This is a genomic window from Actinosynnema sp. NPDC050436, assembly GCF_040655415.1.
GTDB lineage: Bacteria > Actinomycetota > Actinomycetes > Mycobacteriales > Pseudonocardiaceae > Actinosynnema.
Genome location: NZ_JBFAJV010000001.1, coordinates 520,654 through 542,030 on the forward strand (window position 1 = coordinate 520,654; position 21,377 = coordinate 542,030).

Consider the following 21,377-nt stretch of genomic DNA (forward strand, 5'->3'; position numbering starts at 1 on the left):
GGCGCACCCCGCCCGACACGAGGAGGAAGGCCGACCTCAGGGCCATGCACCAGGACTTCGGGAACACGACCGCCACACGAGCGCGCTCGGTCGCCGTGGGCCGGATGCCCGCCGCGCGCAGCCCGCGACCGGGCCGGGCACCACGGCGGCCCGCCGGTCGAGGCGGTCGCACAGGACGACGTCGCACCGCCGCCGACCGTCGAGCCGATGGACCAGGGCGCACCGACCAAGTGCGCGCCCAGCGCGAACAGGGAGGCTCCCATGCCGGTAATCGCGGCGAATGACGGCTGTCTGACCGTCTTCACGATGTTCACCACCGACACCACGGACCAGCAGCGGGAACTGCTCGACGAGATGCGGCAGGTCATCGACGAGGGCGACTTCACCGGGTGGCGCTCGTCCACGCTGCACGCGGGCCAGGACGGGTGCGGCACGGCCGGCGTCACCCAGTGGCGCAGCCTGACCGACCTGGAGGAGCGGTACGCGGGGCTCGGCCGCCGGAACGGGACCGTGCCGCCGTTCAAGCGGATCTCCACCTCGGTGCACCTGCTCAAGACCGAGGTGGTGTTCGCCCAGCACCGGTCCGACCTGCCCGGGATCGAGATGTCCCCGGAGCGCGACGACTACACGGTGATCATCGTGCTGGACGTCGCCCAACAGGACCAGTCCGCACTGGTGCAGGTGCTCGGCCGGCCGGACGAGTGGATCAAGACCGTGCCCGGCTACCGCTCGCACGCGCTGTGCCGGGGCATCGACGGCACCTTCGTGGTGCTGTACGCGCAGTGGGAGAGCAAGGCGCACTACGACGCCTTCCAGGCCATGCCGGAGTCGGCACGCCCCCAGTCCGTGCGCCACCGGCGGGCCTTCACCGATACCTTGGTCACCGCCCAGTGGTCGAGCACCTACCGGGTCGTGCACGCGCGCTCCGCCGGCTCCCAGGCCGTCTCGATCACCAGCCAGAGGGGTCCGTGGCAGGCCGGGGCGACGTCGGTGCGGTCGAGTTGACCGGTCGACGGCCCACACCCGCAGGTTCTTGAGGAGAGGACGCTGGAGATGAGCGCACGACCGTCCCTGGTCGTCGTCGGCGCGTCCCTGGCGGGCCTGCGGGCGGTCGAGGCCGCGCGCAGCAGCGGGTTCGACGGCGGGATCACGCTCGTCGGCGACGAACCGCACCTGCCGTACAACCGGCCGCCGCTGTCCAAGGAGTTCCTCGCCACCGGGGCCGGGCCGGACTACTTCCGCACCGAGGCGTCCCTGCGCGACGACCTCGGCGTGCGCCTCCGGCTCGGCGCACCCGCCACCGCGCTCGACACCGACGCGCGGGTCGTGGTCGCGGGCGGCGCGGAGATCCCCTACACGGCGGCGGTCCTGGCCACCGGGGCCACCGCGCGGACCATCCCCGGCACGGCCGGGCTGTCCCGCGTGCACGTCCTGCGCGGCATCGACGACGCGCGGAGGCTGCACGCCGAACTCGTGCCCGGCGCACGCGCGGTGGTCGTCGGGGCCGGGTTCGTCGGCGCGGAGGTCGCCGTGGCCGCACGCCGGCGCGGGGTCGACGTGACCGTGGTGGAGGCCGCGCCCGTGCCGCTGGTGCGCGCCGTCGGCCCGGAGATGGGCGCGGCGCTGGCCGGGCTGCTCGCCGCGCTCGACGTCCCCCTGCTGTGCGGCACCGGGGTGGAATCGGTGTCGCAGCACGGCAGCACCGCCACCGTCCGCCTCGCGGACGGCCGCGAACTGGTGGCGGACGTGGTGGTGGTCGGCATCGGCGCCACGCCGGCCACCGGCTGGCTGGCCGGGTCGGCCGTCGAGGTGCGCGACGGCGTCGTGTGCACGGCCGACCTGGCGACCACGGCGGCCTCCGTCTACGCGGCCGGCGACGTCGCCCGGTGGCACAACCCGGTGTTCGGCGCGACCATGCGCCTGGAGCACTGGACCACCGCCGCCGAGCAGGGCGCGACCGCCGCCCGCAACGCGGTGTCCCCCGGCACCGCGCGCCCGTGCGCCGCCGTCCCCTACTTCTGGTCGGACTGGGGCCACCACCGCATCCGGTTCGTCGGCATCCCGGACGCCGACGAGGTCACCGTGGCGCAGGGCGACCCCGCGGCGGAGGGCTTCGTGGCCCTGTACCGCCGGGGCGACCGGCTGACCGGCGCGCTCGGGCTCAACCGCAACCGTGCGGTCGCCAAGCTGCGCGCGGCCATCGCCCGGGGCGTGGCGTGGTCGGACGCCGTCACGTCGCTCGGGCAGGATTGAAGCGGTGCCCCGTTCCGGAGGCGCACCGCCGCCGGCCCGGGACCGCGCCGCGCACCGCACGAGGTCCGAGGATGTCCGAGTGATCGACCACGGGGGGAAGAGATGACCGAGCACGTGGACGCGCCCGCGCCGGCCAGGGCCGGGCGGCGGGAGTGGGTGGGGCTGGCCCTGCTCGCCCTGCCCGCGCTGCTGGTGTCGATGGACCTGACCGTGCTGCACCTGGCGGTGCCCGCGCTCAGCGCCGACCTGCACCCCAGCAGCTCGCAGCTGCTCTGGGTCGTCGACGTCTACGGCTTCATGATCGCGGGCTTCCTGGTCACCATGGGCACCCTCGGCGACCGGATCGGCCGCCGCAGGCTGCTGCTGATCGGCGCGGCGGCGTTCGCCGTGGCGTCCGCGCTCGCCGCCTACTCCACCAGCGCCGGGATGCTGATCGCGGCCAGGGCGCTGCTGGGCGTCGCGGGCGCGACCCTCGCCCCGTCGACGGTCGCGCTGATCCGCACCATGTTCCACGACCCGCGCCAGCGGTCCCTGGCCATCTCGCTGTGGTTCATGGGGTTCATGGCGGGGTCCGCGCTGGGACCGCTGGTCGGCGGCGCGCTGCTGGAGTTCTTCTGGTGGGGCTCGGTGTTCCTGATCACGATCCCGGTCATGGTGCTGCTGCTGGTGGTCGGCCCGCTGGTGCTGCCCGAGCACCGCGCCGACCTGCCCGGCAAGCTCGACCTGGTCGGCGCGGTGGCCGCGCTCGCCGCCGTGCTGGGCGTGATGTACGGGCTGAAGCAGGTCGCCGAGCACGGGGTCGCGCTGCCGCCGCTGCTGGTGGTCGTGGCCGGGCTGGCCGTGGCGGCCTGGTTCGTCCGGCGGCAGCACCACAGCCGGGACCCGCTGGTCGACCTGAAGCTGATCCGGGTGCGCGCGGTCGGCGTGTCGCTGGGCGTGCTCACCATCGGCGCGATCGGCATCGGCGGGCTGGGCTACCTGACGCCCCAGTACATGCAGCTGGTTGCGGACCTGACCCCGTTCCAGGCCGGCCTGTGGATGCTCCCGCCGCTGGGCGCGGGCATCCTGGCCACCGTGGCGGCGTCCGCCGCGATCCACCGCGTGCGGCTGGGCGTGGTGTTCGGCGCCGGCCTGGCGACGGCGGCGGTCGGTCTGGTCGTGGCCGCCCTGCTGGTGCGGCCGGACCAGCCCCTGCTCGTGGTGGTCGGGCTGGTGCTGGTCTTCGGCGGCCTGATGCCGATGCTGGCGATGGGCGTGGACATCGTGGTGGCGGCGGCGCCGGCCGAGCGCACCGGGGCGGCGTCGGCGCTGTCGGAGACGACGCAGGAACTGGGCATCGCGCTGGGCATCGCGTTCCTGGGCAGCATGGCCACCGCCGTCTACCGCAGCGAGTTGCCGGTGACCTCGGATGAACTGTCCACATTGGGCAGTGCGAAGGCCGCGCAGCTCGCACCGGACGTGATCGCGGCGGCCGAGTCGGCGTACTCGGAGGGGTTGCGGGTGGCGTCGTTGATCACGGCCGCCGTGCTCGCCGTGTCCGCGATCCTGACGGTGGTGCTGCTGCGCAAGGTCGGCCCGTCGGCGCGCGCCGAGCACTGACCGGTCTCTCCGGCGGGCGAATCGGATGTCGGGCGGAAGAGCTGTCCAGGCGTGACAGCTCTTCCGCCGTCAGTTCCACCGCCGGTGCCGCCACGTTCTGCCCCGGGTGCGCCACCTCCGTGGTGCCCGGGATCGGCACGACCGCCACGCTCCACCGCGTTCCCTGCTGCCGCACCCGAGCCGGGGCCACCTGAACCGGCCGGGCCCTGCGGGCAATACGGCACCGCACCGATCCCCAGCTCCGCGCACACCGGGAGAGGTCCACTGCCCGGCACCGTGAACTCAGGCGGGGTGCGGTGACCCGGTCGACCAGATCAGGTGGAACGACAGGCTGCGCAGCCGCCACCCGCTCGCGGTGCGCGACGCCACACCGTCGGCGCGGGTACCGGTGGTGAACAGGGCCCCGTCCGGGCGGACCTGGGTGGAAACCAGGTTCGCCCGCAGTTCCGCCCGGTCGCCGTCCAGCTCGACCACGGCGGGCGAGTTCAGGTGCTGCGTCGACGCGAACTTCGCCAACGCCGTCCGGTGGAACGCCGCCAAGCCCTCGACGCCCTCGTGCCTGCCCACCGGGAACGCCACCACGGCGTCCTCGGTGAACAGCGACCGCGCCCACGCCTCGTCCAGCCCACCCCCGTCCAAATCGAGCAGGTAGCGGTCGAGCAGTGCGCCCACTTCGGCGCGGGACGACAGGTCGGACTCGGCGGTCATGGCGCACTCCCCCACGGGCGGTTCGGTTCCGCCCAGCGTCCGAGACGGACCCGACCCGGGGCAAGCCGACCGGCCGGGATCTGTGCAAGAGCTGACACACCACCGCACCGGTCTGCCGCATCCCCGCTGCGCGCGCAGCGCAGCGGACACTCCTCTGACATGCCTCGCACCTGCCGGCCGCTCCCGCGCGGAAACCTGCGAGGACCTGACGCAACTCTGAAACCGGTCGTCTTGAACGGTTTCCGGCCCCGCCCACATGATGGCAGGGCACCGGGCGACCGGGGCTCCGGGCCGGTGCCGCCGCCGTAGAACTCCCACTCGTCGCAGCCCGCTGAACGAACCAGGAGGCCGTGGTGCGCGAGGTCCCGATCGCCGCCCGGCCACCACGGGGACGCGGGCGACCACCGTCACCAGTCGCGGTCCAGGACGCCCTGCGAGGACTTGGGCGCACGACAGCCGCTTTCCGGAGGGAAGAGACCACCAATGTTCAGCACGTTGATCGTCGCGCGGATGGACGCGGGTTCGCGCCAGGACGTCGCGGAGTTGTTCGGCAGCTTCGACACCACGGAGATGCCGCACCTGATGGGCACCCGCCGCCGGCAGCTGTTCTCCTACCGGGGTCTGTACTTCCACCTCCAGGACTTCGAGTCCGAGCGCGGGCACGAGTCGATCGAGGCGACCAAGACCGACCCCCGGTTCGTCCGGATCAGCGACGACCTCAAGCCGTTCATCGAGGCGTACGACCCGAGGACGTGGCGCTCGCCCGCCGACGCGATGGCGGACCGCTTCTACCACTGGGAGGCGGCCGAATGAGCGCGCGGCGGGTCGTCATCACCGGGATCGAGGTGCTCGCGCCGGGCGGTTCGGGCGTGAAGGGCTTCTGGGCCCTGCTCAGCGAGGGCCGCACCGCCACCAGGCGGATCAGCTTCTTCGACCCGTCCCCGTTCCGGTCCCGGGTCGCGGCCGAGGTCGACTTCGACCCGGCCGCGCACGGCCTGGGTGCGCAGGAGGTCCGCAGGATGGACCGGGCGGCGCAGTTCGCCGTCGTCACCGCGCGCGGCGCGGTCGCCGACAGCGGCATCGAGCTCGACGCGCACGACCCGCACCGGGTCGGCGTCACGGTGGGCAGCGCGGTCGGCGCGACCACGAGCCTGGACGAGGAGTACCGGGTGGTCAGCGACAGCGGCCGGCTGCACCTGGTCGACCAGGACTACGCGGTACCGCACCTGCACAACCACCTGGTGCCCAGCTCCTTCGCCGCCGAGGTGGCGTGGGCGGTGGGCGCGCAGGGGCCGACCACGGTGGTCTCCACGGGCTGCACGTCCGGGATCGACTCGGTGGGCTACGCGGCGGACCTGATCCGCGAGGGCTCGGTCGACGTGGTGGTGGCGGGCTCGTCCGACGCGCCGATCTCGCCGATCACGGTGGCCTGCTTCGACGCGATCAAGGCCACCACGCCCCGGCACGACGACCCGGGCACCGCGTCGCGGCCGTTCGACCTGTCGCGCAACGGTTTCGTGCTCGGCGAGGGCTGCGCGATGTTCGTCCTGGAGGAGCTGGGGCACGCCCGCCGGCGCGGCGCGCACGTCTACGCCGAGGTCGCCGGCTACGCCACCCGCAGCAACGCCTACCACATGACCGGGCTGCGGCCGGACGGGGTGGAGATGGCCGAGGCGATCCGGGTCGCGCTCGACGAGGCCCGGCTCGACGGCGACCGGATCGACTACGTCAACGCGCACGGCTCGGGCACCAAGCAGAACGACCGGCACGAGACGGCGGCGTTCAAGCGGAGCCTGGGCGAGCACGCCCGCCACGTGCCGATCAGCTCCATCAAGTCGATGGTCGGCCACTCGCTCGGCGCGATCGGCGCGATCGAGATCGCCGCGTCCGCGCTGGCCATGGAGTACCACGTGGTGCCTCCGACGGCGAACCTGCACACCCCGGACCCGGAGTGCGACCTGGACTACGTCCCGAGGACCGCCCGCGACCACACCACGGACGCGGTGCTCACCGTGGGCAGCGGGTTCGGCGGGTTCCAGAGCGCCATGGTGCTGGCGCGGCCCGACCGGGCGGCGGCATGAGCGCCCCGGTGGTGGTGACCGGCATCGGCGTCGCCGCGCCGAACGGCCTGGGCACGGCGGAGTACTGGGCGGCGACCCGCGCCGGGCGCAGCGGGCTGGGCCGGCTCACCCGCTTCGACCCGTCCGGCTACCGGTCGACGGTGGCGGGCGAGGTGCCGTGGTTCGTCGCCGAGGACCACCTGCCGAGCAGGCTGCTGCCGCAGACCGACCGGATGACCAGGCTGGCGCTGGTGGCGGCGGACTGGGCGCTGGCCGACGCCGGCGTCCGGCCGGCCGACCTGCCCGCGTTCGACATGGGCGTGATCACCGCCGCGTCGTCCGGCGGGTTCGAGTTCGGGCAGGGCGAGCTCCAGGCGCTGTGGAGCAAGGGCGGCCAGCACGTCAGCGCCTACCAGTCGTTCGCGTGGTTCTACGCGGTCAACAGCGGCCAGGTGTCCATCCGCAACGGGATGAAGGGCCCGAGCGGCGTGGTGGTCAGCGACCAGGCGGGCGGGCTCGACGCGATCGCCCAGGCACGGCGGCAGATCCGCAAGGGCACGCCGCTGATCGTCTCCGGCGGGGTCGACGCCACCCTGTGCCCGTGGGGGTGGGTGGCGCTGATGGCCTCCGGCGACCTGAGCACCGCCGACGACCCGTCCCGCGCCTACCTGCCGTTCGACCGCGCGGCGGCCGGGCACGTGCCCGGCGAGGGCGGGGCCATCCTCGTCCTGGAGTCGGCCGAGGCGGCGGCGGCGCGCGGCGCGCGGGTGCACGGCGCGATCACCGGCTACGCGGCGACGTTCGACCCGCGTCCGGGCAGCGGCGGGGAACCCGCGCTGCGCAAGGCGATCGAACTCGCGCTGGCCGACGCGGGCACCGACCCCGGTGACGTGGACGTGGTGTTCGCCGACGCCTCGGGCACGCCCGCGCTCGACCGGGTCGAGGCCGACGCGCTGCGCGCGGTGTTCGGCCGCGACGGCGTCCCGGTGACCGCGCCGAAGACGATGACCGGCCGGCTCTGCTCCGGGGCCGCGCCGCTCGACGTCGCCGCCGCGCTGCTGAGCATGGCCGACTCCGTGCTGCCGCCGACGGTCGGCGTCGAGCCCGCAACCGAGTACGGGATCGACCTGGTGACCGAGCCCCGGCCGGCGGCGGTGCGCACCGCCGTGGTCGTCGCCCGTGGCCGGGGCGGCTTCAACTCGGTCGTGGTCGTGCGCGCCGCCGACTGACCGACCACACCTGATCGCAGAGGAAGGGAACCATGCCGCACAACGACTTCACCATCGAAGACCTCAAGCGGATCCTGATCGCGGGAGCGGGCGCGGACGAGGGCGTTGACCTCGACGGGGACATCCTCGACACCGACTTCACCGACCTCGGCTACGAGTCCCTCGCGCTGCTGGAGACCTGCGGCCGGATCGAGCGCGAGTTCGGCATCACGCTGGACGAGTCGCTCGACGGCGTCACCACGCCGCGCACGCTCATCGACCTGGTCCACGCCGAGCTGGCCGCACGCTGAGACGAGGAGGAGCCATGACGCAGCACCGAGTCGCCCTGGTCACCGGGGCCACCAGCGGGATCGGCCTGGCCGTCGCCCGGCAGCTGGCCGGGAGCGGCCACCGCGTGTTCATCGGCGCGCGCACCGCCGAAACCGTGGCCACCACGGTGAAGCAGCTCCGGGAGGAGGGGTTGGACGTGGACGGCCGGGCCGTCGACGTGCGTTCCTCCGATGAGGTCGCGGAGTTCGTGAAAGCGGCCGTCGACCGCTTCGGCGAGGTCGACGTGCTGGTCAACAACGCGGGTCGCAGCGGGGGCGGCGTCACCGCCGACATCGCCGACGACCTGTGGCTGGACGTGGTCGAGACCAACCTCAACAGCGTCTTCCGGCTGACCCGCGAGGTGCTCAACGCCGGCGGGATGCGCACCAAGCCGTGGGGCCGGATCGTCAACATCGCCTCCACCGCCGGCAAGCAGGGCGTGGTGCTGGGGGCGCCGTACTCGGCGTCCAAGCACGGCGTCGTCGGCTTCACCAAGGCGCTGGGCAACGAGCTCGCGCCGACCGGCATCACGGTCAACGCGGTGTGCCCCGGCTACGTCGAAACCCCGATGGCGCAACGGGTCCGGCAGGGCTACGCGGCGGCGTACAACACCACCGAGGAGCAGATCCTGGCCAAGTTCCAGGCGAAGATCCCGCTCGGCCGCTACAGCACCCCCGACGAGGTGGCGGGCCTGGTCGGCTACCTGGTCTCGGACGTGGCCGGCTCGATCACCGCGCAGGCGCTCAACGTCTGCGGCGGCCTGGGCAACTTCTGACCCTCCCTCCCCGAAGGAGCACCCATGTCAGCGAACGTGGCAGAACCCGTCCTGCGCGAGGTCGAGCACGAGATCGGGATCGCCGCCCCGGCGCAGGCCGTCTACCGGTTCATCGCCGAGGTCGGGCACTGGCCGAGGATCTTCCCGCCGACCATCCACGTCGAGCACCTGGAGCGGGGCGAGCGGACCGAGCGCATCCGCATCTGGGCCACCGCCAACGGGGCGGCCAAGAGCTGGACCTCCCGGCGCGTGCTCGACCCGGACCTGCTGCGGGTGGACTTCCGCCAGGAGGTGTCCGCCCCGCCGGTGGCCGCCATGGGCGGCGCGTGGCTGATCGAGCCGGTGGGCGACGACGCCTGCCGGGTGCGGCTGCTGCACGACTACCGCGCCGTGGACGACGACCCGGCCGGGCTGGCGTGGATCGACGAGGCGGTGGACCGCAACTCGCGCTCCGAGCTGGCGGCGCTCAAGGTCAACGTCGAGCTGGCCCGGGACACCGAGGACCTGACGTTCTCGTTCGTGGACACCGTGCGGATCGACGGTTCGGCCCGCGACGCCTACGACTTCGTCAACGACGCCCGGCTGTGGCAGGAGCGGCTCCCGCACGTGGCCCGGGTGGAGTTCACCGAGGACGCCGCCGGCCTCCAGACGCTGGAGATGGACACCCGCGCCAAGGACGGCTCCACGCACACCACGAAGTCGCACCGGGTCGCGTTCCCGCACCGCAAGATCGTCTACAAGCAGGTGACGCTGCCCGCGCTGATGACGCTGCACACCGGGTACTGGACCTTCGAGGAACGCGACGGCGGGGTCGAGGCGTCGTCGCAGCACACCGTCACGCTCAACACCGACAACATCGCCCGCGTCCTCGGTCCGGACGCCGACGTGACGACGGCGCACGAGTACGTGCGCACCGCGCTGAGCACCAACAGCCGGGCGACGCTGGCGCACGCGAAGGCGTTCGCCGAGAACGCGCGGTGAGCGCGCCCGGCCCGGACGCCCGGGTCGTCGTCGTCGGGGCCGGCCCGGTGGGGCTGATGCTCGCCGGCGAACTGCGCCTGGGCGGCGCGGAGGTCGTCGTGGTGGAGCGGCGGGAGACCCCGACGACCGAGTCCCGGGCGTCCACCCTGCACGCCCGCACCATGGAGATCTTCGACAGCCGGGGGCTGCTGGAGGGGCTGGGCGAGCCGCCGCACGTGCCGCGCGGGCACTTCGGCGGCCTGCCGCTGGACCTGACCACGCCCAGCCGCCACGCCGGGCAGTGGAAGGTCCCGCAGGCCACGACCGAGCGGCTGCTCGCCGAGTGGGCGACCGGGCTGGGCACCGAGGTCCGGCGCGGCTGGGCCGTGCGGGACGTGGTGGACGACGGCGACGGCGTGCTGGTCGTCGGCGGGTCCGGGCAGCGGCTGCGGGCCGGCCACGTCGTCGCGTGCGACGGCCAGGACAGCACCGTCCGCGAGGTGGTCGGGGCGGCCTTCCCCGGCGTGCCCGGGTCGCGCCGCCTGGTCCGCGCGGACGTCGCGGGCATCGACGTGCCCGACCGTCGGTTCCAGCGGCTCGACGCCGGGTTGGCGGTCGCGGCCCGCACCGGCGACGGCGTCACCCGGGTGATGGCGCACGAGTTCGGCTCCGCGCCCGGCGCGGCACCCGACTTCGCCGGGTTCGCCGCGCTGTGGCGGCGGCTCACCGGCGAGGACATCAGCGGCGGCGACCCGCTGTGGGTGGACGCGTTCAGCGACCGCAACCGGCAGATGCAGCGGTACCGGCACGGCCGCGTGCTGTTCGCCGGCGACGCCGCCCACGTGCAGCTGCCGGTCGGCGGCCAGGCGCTCAACCTCGGCCTGCACGACGCGGTGAACCTCGGCTGGAAGCTCGCCGCCGTGGTGCGCGGCGACGCGCCGGACGCGCTGCTGGACACCTACCACGACGAGCGCCACCCCGTCGGCCGGCGCGTGCTGGCCAACATCCGGGCGCAGTCGCTGCTGCTGCTCGGCGACCGCTCGGTGGAGCCGGTGCGCGACCTGCTCGCCGAGCTGATCACCACCGAACCGGTCCGCGCCCTGCTCGCCGGGATGATCAGCGGCGTGGACGTCCGCTACCCGCACGACGGGGACGGCGGGCACCCGCTGTCGGGCGCGCGCCTGCCGGAGCTGGCCCTGGCGACCGCGACCGGCACGGCCACGACGACCACCCTGCTGCGCACCGGGCGCGGGCTGCTGCTCGACCTCACCGACGACGGACGCCTGCGGGGCGCGGCAGCCCCGTGGGCGGACCGCGTCACCGCCGTGGCGGGGCGCGCGGACCCGGCGCCCGGCGCGGCGGGGCTGCTGGTCCGCCCGGACGGCCACGTCGCCTGGGCTGGTGACGAAGCCGGCGGCGCGCGGGCCGCGCTCGTCCGCTGGTTCGGACCCGGCCGACCCACCGCACCGCACGAACCTGGAGAGGAAGTCTGATGGACGCCGATGTGATCGTCGTGGGAGCCGGACCGACCGGCCTGATGCTCGCGGGCGAGCTGGGGCTGGCCGGCGTCCGCGTCGTCGTGGTCGAGCGCCTGGCCGAGCCGACCGGCCAGTCGCGCGGCCTCGGGTTCACCGCCCGCGCGATGGAGACCTTCGACCAGCGCGGCATCCTGCCGCTGTTCGGCGAGCTGGAGACCAGCCCGGTCGGCCACTTCGGCGGGGTGCGGTTCGACTACAGCGCACTGGACGACTGCCACTTCGGCGCGCGGGCCGTCCCGCAGTCCCAGACCGAGGCCGTGCTGGAGGAGTGGGCGGGCAAGGTCGGCGCGCAGGTGTGGCGGGGCTGGCAGGTGCTGGACCTGGTCGACGACGGCGAGGCGGTGACCGTCACCGCCGACACCCCGGAGGGCGCCCGGACGCTGCGCGCGGCCTACCTGGTCGGCTGCGACGGCGGCCACAGCGCGGTGCGCAGGCTGGCCGGGTTCGACTTCCCCGGCACCCCCGCCACCCGGGGCATGTACCTCGCCGACGTCGTGGGCTGCGACCTGCGCCCGCGCTTCCTGGGCGAGCGGCTGCCCCACGGCATGGTGATGGCCGCGCCGCTCGGGCGCGGCGTGGACCGGATCATCGTCTGCGAGCACGGCACCCCGCCCGCCGACCGCGCCGAGCAGGTCGACTTCGCCGAGGTCGCCGCCGCGTGGCAGCGGATCACCGGCGAGGACATCAGCGGCGGCCGGGCGGACTGGGTCAGCTCGTTCACCGACGCCACCCGCCAGGCCGCCGAGTACCGGCGCGGCCGGGTCCTGCTGGCGGGCGACGCCGCCCACATCCACCTGCCGGCCGGCGGGCAGGGCCTGAGCACCGGAGTGCAGGACGCGGTGAACCTCGGCTGGAAGCTCGCCGCCGTGGTGCGCGGCGACGCGCCGAACGGGCTGCTGGACACCTACCACCGCGAGCGCCACCCCGTCGGCGCGCGGCTGCTGATGAACACCCGCGCCCAGAACCTGGTGTTCCTCGGCGGCGAGGAGGCCGACCCGCTGCGCGAGCTGATGACCGAGCTGATCGCGCTCGACAGCACCAAGCGGCACCTCGCCGGGATCGTCAGCGGCCTGGACATCCGCTACGACGTGGCGTGCGACCACCCGATGGCCGGGCTGCGCATCCCGCCGCGCGCGCTGCGCGGTGCCGACGGGGAGACCACGACCACCGAGCTGCTGCACGCCGGTACCGGTGTGCTGCTCGACCTGGACGACAACGCGGCCGTCCGCGCCGTCGCCGAGGGCTGGGGCGACCGGGTGCGCACGGTCACCGCGACCCCGGTGTCGCCGTCCGCGCCGCCGGCCACCGCCGTCCTGGTCCGGCCGGACGGCTACGTGGCGTGGGCCGGCGAGGACGTGGACGGCCTGAGCACCGCCCTGCTCCGGTGGTTCGGCACCCCCGTCACGGCGGCGGCGCGGCGCTGACGGGCGACGCTGACGGCGGCACCCCGGCCGGCCTGATCGGGCGCACTGCGTCCCACGCCTCCGAACCGGCGGCAATGCAGGGCGAGGCAGTCGCAAAGCACCGTGTCCGCACCGAGGTCGACAGGTAATAGATCGGTCTGCGCACGACATTCCCCGAGTTCCTCGGCGACCCCCTCACCGCCGAGGAACTCGTCGCGCTCACCACCGCGCCGCCGACCCGGGCCTCTCCGGACGTGGTGCGACCGGGAGTCCCAATCACATTCCCCGCGTGCGCCGGCAGCGCCCGGAACGCACTGCGGTATGCCGAAGCCCGCCCGAGCGGCAATAGTGCGGATTCCTATTCCACCCGAAAACCTCCTGGTCATGCCGCCGATCCCGCTCCGGGGAGCCAATGGAACCAATCGAGACCTCCACGGAGATTGTGATGACTGCCGTCGACGGCGTGACGCAGGGGGACATCATGAGTGCGTTTCTCACTCATGGACACATTGGAGAGCGCCTCCTTTCACCCGTAGGATGAGACAGGAGAAGATCGAAGACGGAGGGTGAGGTGCCGACTGCAACCGGAAGGTGAGAGGCCGTCTGGTCACAGCGGGTATTGCACCCCGGGGGGGATAACGTGGTAGGACAACGAGCCGGTGACTTAGCGAGCACTTGGGTGCCCGCGCCGAGTGGGCGGAACGTCTCGGCCACGTGGCGCGTGCTCGTGGTCGAGAGCAACGTCAGCGACAAGGAGAACCTGGTCACCTGGCTGCGCAGGCAGGGCCACGACGTCTACAGCGTCGAGACCGGTTCCGAGGCCGTCCGCCTCCACCACAACGCCGACCTCGTGCTGCTCGACCTGGAACTGCCGGACCTGGACGGCATCGAGGTGTGCCGGGCGATCCGCGCGGTGTGCGACGTGCCGCTGATCGCCGTCACGGCGCGCAGCGCCGAACTGGACTGCGTGCTGGGCCTCCAGTCCGGTGCCGACGATTATCTGGTCAAGCCGTACGGGTTCCGCGAACTCATGGCCCGCATCGACGCCGTGATGCGCCGCGCCCGCCCCAGGGCCGCACCCGCGCCCACGGTGTCACGCGGCTCATTGCGAATCGACGCGAAGCTGCGCGAGGTGATACTCGCGGGCAAGCGGATCGAACTCACCCGAAAAGAATTCGACCTGCTCTACCTGCTGGCGTCGCACCCCGAGACGGTGGTGCCGCGCAGTGCGATCATGGAACAGGTGTGGGGGGACTCCTGGTCGCGTCGCACCGTCGACACGCACGTGAGCAGCCTGCGCAACAAGCTCGGCTCGAACGAGTGGATCGTCACCGTGCGCGGTGTCGGCTTCCGCCTGGGCGAGGGCTGACCACGGAGGAGGGCCGCCCGCCGCCGCAGCCGGTCACCACCACTCGGGGCACCTGGTCCCCACCCGGCGCGTCGGCCGGTCGGCCCTCCTCGGCCGGTCAGAGCGGGCGGGGACCGGTCGGGAGGCGCATGATCGGGTTGCAGCGCTCGCAGAGCACGCGGCCGGGGCGCGTCCAGAGGAGCCGGTTGCCGCACCTCGCGCACTCCGCGCGGGAGCCGGTGCCGCGCGACGGCGTGCGGCCCCCGGTGCCGGCCGGCAGCCCCGGGGCGTAGCGGGCGGACCTGCCGGTCAGCGACTCGTAGAGCCGGAGGTCGTTCGCGGGCACGAGGTACACGGAGCGGCCGGTGGTCAGCAGCGGCACCGCTCGGCCGGCGGGGACCAGGGCCGCCACGTGGTCCAGGGTCAGGCCCGCCCACGGCCTGAGCACCGGGTGGTCGCCCCCGCAGTGGCGACGGCGGTGGTCCGGGCACCTGGCGAAGTTGTGCACGGTGCACCTGGCGGCGTCGACCCGGCGCAGGCCGGTGGCCACGGCCGACCCCCTGGGCGGCAGGTCGTCCCACGGGAGGTGGTTGCAGCCCACCGAGGGCACCCGGTGGAACCACTTCGGCGAGCGCTCCGCGGCGGTGAACCACAACGACAACCAGCCGGCCCGGTGCGACCGGGCGGTGCGGTCGCCCGCTGTCGACAGGGTGGTGCGGGAGCGCCGCACCTCTACTCCGGTGGGAGCGGGGCCGTGGATCGCCACGTCGAGGACGCTCCCCGTGCTCGTCGTCAGCCCGGTGTCACAGCGGTAGCCGGCGTCGTCGCCGGCCCGGTGCCAGTAGTCCTTCTGCCGCTTGTGCTCGTCGCTCTCCCGCGCGATCTCGTGCGCGCCGTGGCCGCCGCTCACGAAGTGGCTTGCGCAGTACTCCCCGTCGCGCACCCGGACGAACAGCTCGTCCTGGCCGGGCACCGCCGTTTCCAGGCACAGCAGCACGCGGTCACCGCGCCCGATCCGGCCCGGCAGCGAGGTGACCTTCCGGTAGTCGTCCTCGGAGAGGCAGGACAGGTCCAGTTCACGGTTGTCCGGGACGAACAGCACACGTGTCGTCATGACGACCTGCCTTCTCACGACCCGGAGGTGGTTGAGCGAAGACCCGCGTGCCGCGATCGTACGACGCCCGGCGGGCGACATGGGGGTGAACCACCACGTCCCATCCGACCCCTCGGCCGGTCGGCGGCGGTCAGCCCCGGTCGAGCCCGCGCAGCCAGTCGTCCCGTTCGGCCAGGGCGTAGCAGAGGTCGAGCGAGAGGCACTCGGACAGCTCGAACGCGTCCGGCCGCTCCCGGTGGGTGCGCAGGACGTACTCGGCGGCGTCCGCCGCGGTGAACACCCGCACCGCGAACGGCAGGACCGCCCGCTCCCCCGGCGTGAGCGGCCGGACCCGCTCGTACGCGCCGAGCAGGTCCCGCATCACCCGGACGTCGAACCAGTCGCCGTCGCCCCTGCCCCACTGGGTGAGCACTGCGGCGACGTCGAACACGAACGGCCCGGCGTAGGACTCGTCGAAGTCCAGCAGGGCGGAGACCGACGTGCCGTCGTCGCCCGTGCGGACCAGGACGTTGCCGGCGTGGTAGTCGTGGTGCACCGCACCGGAAGGCAGCCGCGCCGCCCGGAGGTCGGCGAGTCCGCCCAGCAGCTCGCGCACGTGCCCGGCGAGCCGGTCGGCACCCTGCTTCCCGCCCAGGCCGGGGTCGTCGGTCAGGGCGTCGAGCAAAGCGCGCAGCCGCCCTTCGTCAGACCGTGAACGCTCGCCGCCGGTGAAGCCGGTCGTGGCGGTGTGCAGGCGGGCGGCCAGGTCGGCGACCAGGGCCGCGCTCTCCGGCCGGCTCGGGTCGATCGCGGTACCCGGCGCGAAGTCGAACAGCACCGCCTGCACCCCACCCACGAAGACCCGCCGCCCGCCGGCGGGGGTGCGCACGACGGCCGGGACGGGGAAGCCGGTGCCCACCAGGTGGTCGACCAGGTCGAGCTCGAAATCGATCTCGTCGGCGGCGGTCACGCCGTAGCACCGCAACACGTACCGCTGATCGCCTGAGCCGACGAAGGCCGTGAGGTTGTCCGCGCCCTGGTCGGGGAACGAGACGGGTTCCTCGGCCAACCCGAACCGGCCCAGCGCCGTCACCACGACGTCGACGTCGATCACCGCGCAACCGTACCGACACCGCGCCGACCACGACGACCCATGGGTTTCCGCACAGTCACGCTGGTCGCCACGGCAGCGGTGGCGTTGCTCGGCGGGCCGGCCCTGACCGCGCAGGCCGAAGCGCAGGTCGCGTCGCGAACGGACGCCGCGTCCGCGCCCGCCCATATCGGTCGCTGTGGCCGGTGAGGTCGGTGAGGTCGGGACCGGAGACGCAGGAGCCGTCGAGACCGCCCGGCACCGTTCGTGCGTTGCGGGCGGTTCACGCGTCCGAGATCGGCGTTCACGACCTCCGGATCACCGCACGGTCAGGCGGATCGGCACACCGATGCTCGGCGTACCGGGACCGGTCGTGACCAGTTCCAGCGCGGCGTTGTGGACGCCCGGCCGCAAGTTCGTCGCGTCGACGGCGGCGAGCACCTGGCCGGTCACCCCCGGCGGGATGGAGGCGGGCGACGCGAGGACGGTGAGCCACGGCAGGTCCGTGTGCACCGGGAACCGCGTCTGGAGCAGGCCGACGTTCGCCGGGCCCTTCCCCGGGGTCGGGCGCAGGAGCGACGGGTGGGTGTACACCCAGACGTTGCCCGCCGCGTCGGCCTCGATGCCGGCCGCGTTGAGCGGACCCGCGATCGGGGCCGGGGCAAGGGTGCTCCCGTGCCGGCAGTCGGTCGGGTCGATCGCCTCGATCCGGCCGCTGCGACCGATGTAGTCGCCCGTCGCCAGGTAGACCCAGACGTCGCCGTCCGGGCCGAGGGCAGGTGGAAGACGTCGGCGCGCGGGTTGTGGGCCAGGCCGCTCGGACCGCCGACGACCTGGGGCGCGGTGGTGAGGTGCGGGACGACCTCGCCGGTCAGGGGGCGGACGCAGTGGATCACGGTGCCGCCGGCTGGTGTCGACTCGGTGACGTAGCACAGCCGGTCGCCGACCACCGCGAGATCCGAGGGGTTCTCGGTGTCGGGCAGCGTCGTGCGGCTGCGCACGATGCCGTCCGGGGTGAGCCGGACCAGTTCGTGCTTCGACGGCACGCTGACCCACACGTCCCCGGCGAGTTCGGCGACGCCGTAGCCGTCCTCGACGCCGGAGGCTTCGGGGTCCCACGAGCGCAGCGCACCGGTCGTGCCGGGACGCGGCGGGGTGGAGCCGCCGTCGACCTCCCAGGCCGCCGAGAACCACCCGGCCGAGGTGCCGGTGTTGCGGATGGGTGCCGACGCCGAGGTCTTCCGGCCGGCCGGCACGGTGATCTCCAGCGTGCCCGGCGGCGGTTCGAGGATCGGTGACCTGATGGCCAGGTCCGCCGTGACCGCACCGTGCTCGGGAGCGGGTGCCGGTGTCAGGGTGTCGGTCGCGTAACCGGGCGCGCTCACCGTGACGCGGGCGTCGGTCGCGGGGATCTCCAACTGGTAGCGGCCTTCGTAGTCGGACCTGGTCGTCGCGGTCCGCCCGCCGGCGGTGGCGCTCAGGACGGCGTCGGAGAACGGTGTGCCGGTGTTGGCGTCGGTGATCAGGCCCCGGGCGATCGCGGTGCCGGGCACGTGCAGCCGCACGGCGGCACTGTCCGACAGCCGGTCCTGGTGGTCGGACCACACGACGGCACTGGTGCCCTCGGGGTTCTCGATCCCGACGGGCGCGGTCGCGCAGCGCTCGGCGGCCTGGTCGAGCCCCCGGTACTGGAGCAGGATCACGCCGTTCTCGCCGAACACCAGCTCCGCGCTCAACCGGCTGCCGGGCACCGACTTGAGCGTCACGTTGCGCCACTCGACGATGTAGCGGCGATTCGGCGCGACGCCGTCCGCTCCGGTCCACACACCGGCCTGGTCGTCCACGACGAAGTCGTCCCAGAACGCGTACACGGCGGCGTTGGGCCGGTTCGGTGACGGAATCTGCTTCGGCGGCTGCGGGTAGCCGGCGTTGACGAAGGTGAGGAAGCCGTCGACCTCGTGCAGGGCGTAGCGGTACGTGGTGCCGTAGAAGGTCAACGGGAACGGGAGTTGGAGCGACCGCGCGTCGTTGTCCCCGGTTAGGGTGGTCTTGTTCGTACCCTCCACATAGGACGGTGTGACGGCGGAAGCGGTGTAGCCGTAGGTCTCGGTCGCGGGTACCGCGATCGCGGGGACGGGCGCGGCGAAGGCGAGGAGTGCAGGACGAGGGCGGCGAGGAAGGGGCGCATACACGCACTCCTAAGGGGGTGGGGTGGGCGATCTCACCTACGGTGCCGAGTGCGCGACCTCGTTCACAAGGCACCTGACGGACGCTGCGTCGCCGCCGAAGGCACAGCATCCCTGTACCGGTCGCCATGCGAGACGGGGCCGCGAGGAAGTCGGCGCAGTGCCGGCCCAGTGGCCGTCGAGGGTGCCTGAGTACTGTCGCGTTCGTCAGTGGATCGAGGAGTCGGCGCGCGGCAGGCTGCTCGGACGCGTCCCAGTACCGAAGGGAAATCCCCATGAACGACACCGACAAGCGTGGGACGGTACAGCGATTGGACAACATCGCCATCGTCGTGGACGACCTCGCAGCGGCCAAGGCGTTCTTCGCCGAACTCGGGCTGGAGCTGGAAGGCGAAGCGACGGTCGAGGGCAGCGTGGTGGACCGGCTCGTCGGGCTGGGGGGAGTCCGGTCCGACATCGCCATGATGCGCACCCCGGACGGGCACGGGCGGCTGGAGCTGACCAAGTACCACACGCCGCCGAGCCGGGACGGTGACCCGCACGCCCCGGCGAACACGCTGGGAGCGCACCGGGTCATGTTCGCCGTGGAGAACATGGAGGACGTGCTCGAACGCTTGCGGCCCCACGGAGCCGAACTCCTCGGCGAGCTGGTGCAGTACGAGAACAGCTACCGGCTGTGCTACCTCCGTGGCCCTGCGGGCATCCTGGTCGCGCTGGCGGAGCAGATCGGATGACCGGTGAACGACCGACGCCGGAACGGGATCTGAAGGCCGGCACACCGGGGATGGCGATGCGACGACCGACTTTCAGCGACGACCGCGCGGCCCGCGGCTGGAGGTGCTCCGACCGTGCCGGCGTGAGGCTGTCGACGTTCGGCAGCCACGGGTTGTGGAGGTCGAGGGCGGCGGAACCACCGCGTACGAAGGTGGCCGCGAAGGTCCGGTAGTCGCCGCGCCCGGTGACGACGCGGAACTCGCTGAGCGAATCCTGCCACCCCCTTGATCCGGCTGATCGCACCCACTCCGAACAGGAACAGCAGCGCCTCTTCATTCTCCTCGTCCTCGATGCCGAAGGACGTGGTGTCGGCGGCAACACCGACCAGAGCCGCCGGTCCCTGCGCACCGGCGGACGGGCTGGTGTCCCAACTGGAGCAGAACTCGGCGGGCATCGAGGACACGGGGTCGGAAGGATGTTGGATCCCTTCCTCGCACCGGCGGACGTCACGCCCGCCGCAGTCGCGGAGGCAGCGGACCGGTGGGGCGCCGAGGACATCGCGCGAGGCTTCGCGCTCGACGAGCAGCAGCCGGTGAACGCGCCGCTCGACTGGGAGGCAGTGGACCGCTTCTGCCGGTTCTGGGCCGACTCCGGCTACAACGACCGCTGGGCGTGCACCACGTCCCGCGCGCGACGCGCCGGACTACCGCCCGCGTCGCCGAGCGTCATCCACGAAGTCGAGCACAGCTCAGGTAATTCTCTTTCACCAGGACTATCCGGCATCCGGCCGAAGGCGCTTGACACGGGAATAGCGCACTGCTTGAGTGTCGACTCAAATCGAATCACTTCAAGTCATGTCGAATCAACGTTCGGAATGGGGTGGAGTGCCGGATGGACGTGACGGCGGAGGGCACCGACTCGGCGTCGACCGGGCGCGCGCGGCTGGCCGTGGAGCTGCGCCGGCTGCGCGGGCTGTCCGGCGTCTCGGGCCGCGAACTCGGCCGGCGCATCGAGATGAGCCAGTCGAAGGTGTCGAGGATCGAGGCGGGGACCGTGCTCCCCTCGCTCCCCGAGGTGGCCGCGTGGGGCGCCGCCCTGGACGCGTCCACCGACACCAGGGAGCGCCTCGACGCGTTGACCAGGATCGCGCACCGCGAGGCGCGGCACTGGCCCGCCCTGCTCCAGGACCGGGGCCACCTCCAGGACGAGGTGCACGCCCTGGAGACCATGGCGGTCCGGGTGCGCACCTACCAGCACTCGGTGGTGCCCGGTCTGCTCCAGACCGCCGACTACGCGCGCCGCGTCTTCTCCCTGTTCCAGGTGCCCTACTCCGACGAGGACCGGGGGGCCGCCGTCGCCGCGCGCCTGCGCCGCCAGCACCTGGTGTTCGAGCCGGGGCGGCGCTTCGACTTCCTGATCACCGAGGCGGCCCTGCGCTGGCGGCCCGGCCCGTCGCGGCTGCTGCTCGCCCAGCTCGACCGGCTCGCCTCGATCAGCACGCTCGACAACGTGTCCCTCGGCCTGATCCCGCTCGGGGTCGAGGCGTCGACCACCCTGTCCCACGGGTTCGTCCTCTACGAGGGGCCCGACGAGCGCCGGGGGACCTTCGTGGCGGTCGAGATGATCCACGGCCCCGTCGAGGTGACGGACGCCGAGGGCATCGAGCTGTACGAGAACCACTGGTCCCGGCTGGAGCGGATGGCGGTCTTCGGCGACCGCGCCCGCTCGTTGCTGGTCTCCCTCGCCGAGGACGTCCGCTCGGCCACCGGCTGAGCCGGGTGCCGCGACCAGCGCGGGCACCCGACCCACCGGCTCGTCACCGCAGGCCGAACTCGCCGGCCATCGCACCGTAGAGGAAGGCGATCCACTCCAGGGAGGTGAACCACAGCTCCGGTCCGCCGGGGTTCTTCGAATCCCGCACGAGCACGCCGTTCGAGACCATGGCCACCTCGACGCACGCGCCGCCGCCCTCGCTGAACGAGCTCTTCTTCCAGTTCCTGTTCTGCGCGTCCACGATCGTTTCTCCCGTTCCGCTCCGGCTTTTCCGATGCATGGGCAGAGCGTGGATCGCCGAACTGGCCGAACAGCCCGCCGTGGCACTGGGAGCGACTG

Annotated in this window: 22 protein-coding genes; 16 read left to right on the forward strand and 6 right to left on the reverse strand. The window is 73.1% G+C overall.

Annotation, left to right across the window (positions count from 1 at the left end):
• The first annotated feature begins 306 nt into the window (after positions 1-306).
• The 3 genes from AB0I60_RS02135 (at position 307) to AB0I60_RS02145 (ending at position 3,852) form a co-directional block, all read left to right on the forward strand.
• Positions 307-1,005 (forward strand): antibiotic biosynthesis monooxygenase family protein, encoded by a 699-nt coding sequence (locus tag AB0I60_RS02135; protein WP_360725230.1) that lies wholly within the window; start codon positions 307-309, stop codon positions 1,003-1,005.
• Positions 1,006-1,053: 48 nt separating this feature from the next.
• Positions 1,054-2,253 carry an FAD-dependent oxidoreductase gene (locus tag AB0I60_RS02140; RefSeq protein WP_360725232.1) on the forward strand — a complete coding sequence of 400 codons (1,200 nt, stop codon included), beginning with the start codon at positions 1,054-1,056 and terminating at the stop codon, positions 2,251-2,253.
• Between the two features lie 102 nt (positions 2,254-2,355).
• A complete protein-coding gene (locus AB0I60_RS02145; protein WP_360725234.1) occupies positions 2,356-3,852 on the forward strand; it encodes an MFS transporter in 1,497 nt (498 codons plus the stop codon).
• A 282-nt stretch (positions 3,853-4,134) separates the two neighbouring features.
• On the opposite strand, the gene AB0I60_RS02150 is transcribed toward AB0I60_RS02145, so the two are convergent.
• Positions 4,135-4,560, reverse strand: coding sequence for a nuclear transport factor 2 family protein (locus tag AB0I60_RS02150; protein WP_360725236.1), 426 nt, complete (start codon positions 4,558-4,560; stop codon positions 4,135-4,137).
• Positions 4,561-5,043: 483 nt separating this feature from the next.
• Here AB0I60_RS02150 and AB0I60_RS02155 point away from each other — a divergent pair, with 483 nt between their 5' ends.
• The 9 genes from AB0I60_RS02155 (at position 5,044) to AB0I60_RS02195 (ending at position 14,203) form a co-directional block, all read left to right on the forward strand.
• Positions 5,044-5,373 carry a TcmI family type II polyketide cyclase gene (locus AB0I60_RS02155; RefSeq protein ID WP_360725238.1) on the forward strand — a complete coding sequence of 110 codons (330 nt, stop codon included), beginning with the start codon at positions 5,044-5,046 and terminating at the stop codon, positions 5,371-5,373.
• Entirely contained in the window at positions 5,370-6,641 is a 1,272-nt protein-coding gene (locus tag AB0I60_RS02160; RefSeq protein ID WP_360725240.1) for a beta-ketoacyl-[acyl-carrier-protein] synthase family protein, read from the forward strand. Before AB0I60_RS02155 ends, AB0I60_RS02160 begins: the two co-directional genes overlap by 4 nt.
• On the forward strand, positions 6,638-7,849 hold the full coding sequence (locus AB0I60_RS02165; RefSeq protein ID WP_360725242.1) for a ketosynthase chain-length factor: 1,212 nt from the start codon (positions 6,638-6,640) through the stop codon (positions 7,847-7,849). The genes AB0I60_RS02160 and AB0I60_RS02165 overlap by 4 nt, the downstream gene beginning before the upstream one ends.
• Positions 7,850-7,881: 32 nt before the next feature.
• Positions 7,882-8,139: an acyl carrier protein gene (locus AB0I60_RS02170; RefSeq protein ID WP_360725244.1), complete on the forward strand. Its 258-nt coding sequence runs from the start codon at positions 7,882-7,884 to the stop codon at positions 8,137-8,139.
• A gap of 14 nt (positions 8,140-8,153) precedes the next feature.
• Positions 8,154-8,933 carry a 3-oxoacyl-ACP reductase FabG gene (fabG, locus tag AB0I60_RS02175; protein ID WP_360725246.1) on the forward strand — a complete coding sequence of 260 codons (780 nt, stop codon included), beginning with the start codon at positions 8,154-8,156 and terminating at the stop codon, positions 8,931-8,933.
• Positions 8,934-8,957: 24 nt separating this feature from the next.
• On the forward strand, positions 8,958-9,914 hold the full coding sequence (locus tag AB0I60_RS02180; RefSeq protein ID WP_360725248.1) for an aromatase/cyclase: 957 nt from the start codon (positions 8,958-8,960) through the stop codon (positions 9,912-9,914).
• Positions 9,911-11,386 (forward strand): FAD-dependent monooxygenase, encoded by a 1,476-nt coding sequence (locus tag AB0I60_RS02185; protein WP_360725250.1) that lies wholly within the window; start codon positions 9,911-9,913, stop codon positions 11,384-11,386. The genes AB0I60_RS02180 and AB0I60_RS02185 overlap by 4 nt, the downstream gene beginning before the upstream one ends.
• Entirely contained in the window at positions 11,386-12,855 is a 1,470-nt protein-coding gene (locus AB0I60_RS02190; protein ID WP_360725252.1) for an FAD-dependent monooxygenase, read from the forward strand. The genes AB0I60_RS02185 and AB0I60_RS02190 overlap by 1 nt, the downstream gene beginning before the upstream one ends.
• 658 nt (positions 12,856-13,513) lie before the next feature.
• A complete protein-coding gene (locus tag AB0I60_RS02195; protein WP_360725254.1) occupies positions 13,514-14,203 on the forward strand; it encodes a response regulator transcription factor in 690 nt (229 codons plus the stop codon).
• Positions 14,204-14,300: 97 nt separating this feature from the next.
• On the opposite strand, the gene AB0I60_RS02200 is transcribed toward AB0I60_RS02195, so the two are convergent.
• A complete protein-coding gene (locus AB0I60_RS02200) occupies positions 14,301-15,296 on the reverse strand; it encodes a hypothetical protein (protein ID WP_360725256.1) in 996 nt (331 codons plus the stop codon).
• Positions 15,297-15,426: 130 nt separating this feature from the next.
• Positions 15,427-16,389: a phosphotransferase gene (locus AB0I60_RS02205; RefSeq protein ID WP_360725258.1), complete on the reverse strand. Its 963-nt coding sequence runs from the start codon at positions 16,387-16,389 to the stop codon at positions 15,427-15,429.
• Between the two features lie 39 nt (positions 16,390-16,428).
• Between AB0I60_RS02205 and AB0I60_RS02210 the strand changes: the two genes are divergently transcribed.
• Positions 16,429-16,575: a hypothetical protein gene (locus AB0I60_RS02210; protein ID WP_360725260.1), complete on the forward strand. Its 147-nt coding sequence runs from the start codon at positions 16,429-16,431 to the stop codon at positions 16,573-16,575.
• A gap of 108 nt (positions 16,576-16,683) precedes the next feature.
• Here AB0I60_RS02210 and AB0I60_RS02215 read toward each other — a convergent pair whose 3' ends face one another.
• Together AB0I60_RS02215 and AB0I60_RS02220 are read right to left on the reverse strand one after the other, a co-directional pair.
• Entirely contained in the window at positions 16,684-16,818 is a 135-nt protein-coding gene (locus AB0I60_RS02215) for a hypothetical protein (RefSeq protein ID WP_360725263.1), read from the reverse strand.
• On the reverse strand, positions 16,815-18,431 hold the full coding sequence (locus AB0I60_RS02220; protein ID WP_360725265.1) for a carboxypeptidase-like regulatory domain-containing protein: 1,617 nt from the start codon (positions 18,429-18,431) through the stop codon (positions 16,815-16,817). The genes AB0I60_RS02215 and AB0I60_RS02220 overlap by 4 nt, the downstream gene beginning before the upstream one ends.
• Before the next feature lie 395 nt (positions 18,432-18,826).
• On the opposite strand from AB0I60_RS02220, the gene AB0I60_RS02225 reads away from it, so the two are divergent.
• From AB0I60_RS02225 to AB0I60_RS02235, 3 genes are all read left to right on the forward strand, one after another.
• Positions 18,827-19,285 carry a VOC family protein gene (locus AB0I60_RS02225; protein WP_360725267.1) on the forward strand — a complete coding sequence of 153 codons (459 nt, stop codon included), beginning with the start codon at positions 18,827-18,829 and terminating at the stop codon, positions 19,283-19,285.
• 455 nt (positions 19,286-19,740) lie between these two features.
• Positions 19,741-20,166, forward strand: a complete 426-nt coding sequence (locus AB0I60_RS02230; protein WP_360725268.1) for a hypothetical protein — start codon at positions 19,741-19,743, stop codon at positions 20,164-20,166.
• Complete coding sequence (locus tag AB0I60_RS02235) at positions 20,157-21,038, forward strand: helix-turn-helix transcriptional regulator (RefSeq protein ID WP_360725270.1); 882 nt, start codon at positions 20,157-20,159, stop codon at positions 21,036-21,038. The genes AB0I60_RS02230 and AB0I60_RS02235 overlap by 10 nt, the downstream gene beginning before the upstream one ends.
• Before the next feature lie 43 nt (positions 21,039-21,081).
• On the opposite strand, the gene AB0I60_RS02240 is transcribed toward AB0I60_RS02235, so the two are convergent.
• Positions 21,082-21,279: a DUF397 domain-containing protein gene (locus AB0I60_RS02240; RefSeq protein ID WP_360725272.1), complete on the reverse strand. Its 198-nt coding sequence runs from the start codon at positions 21,277-21,279 to the stop codon at positions 21,082-21,084.
• Positions 21,280-21,377 lie beyond the last annotated feature (98 nt).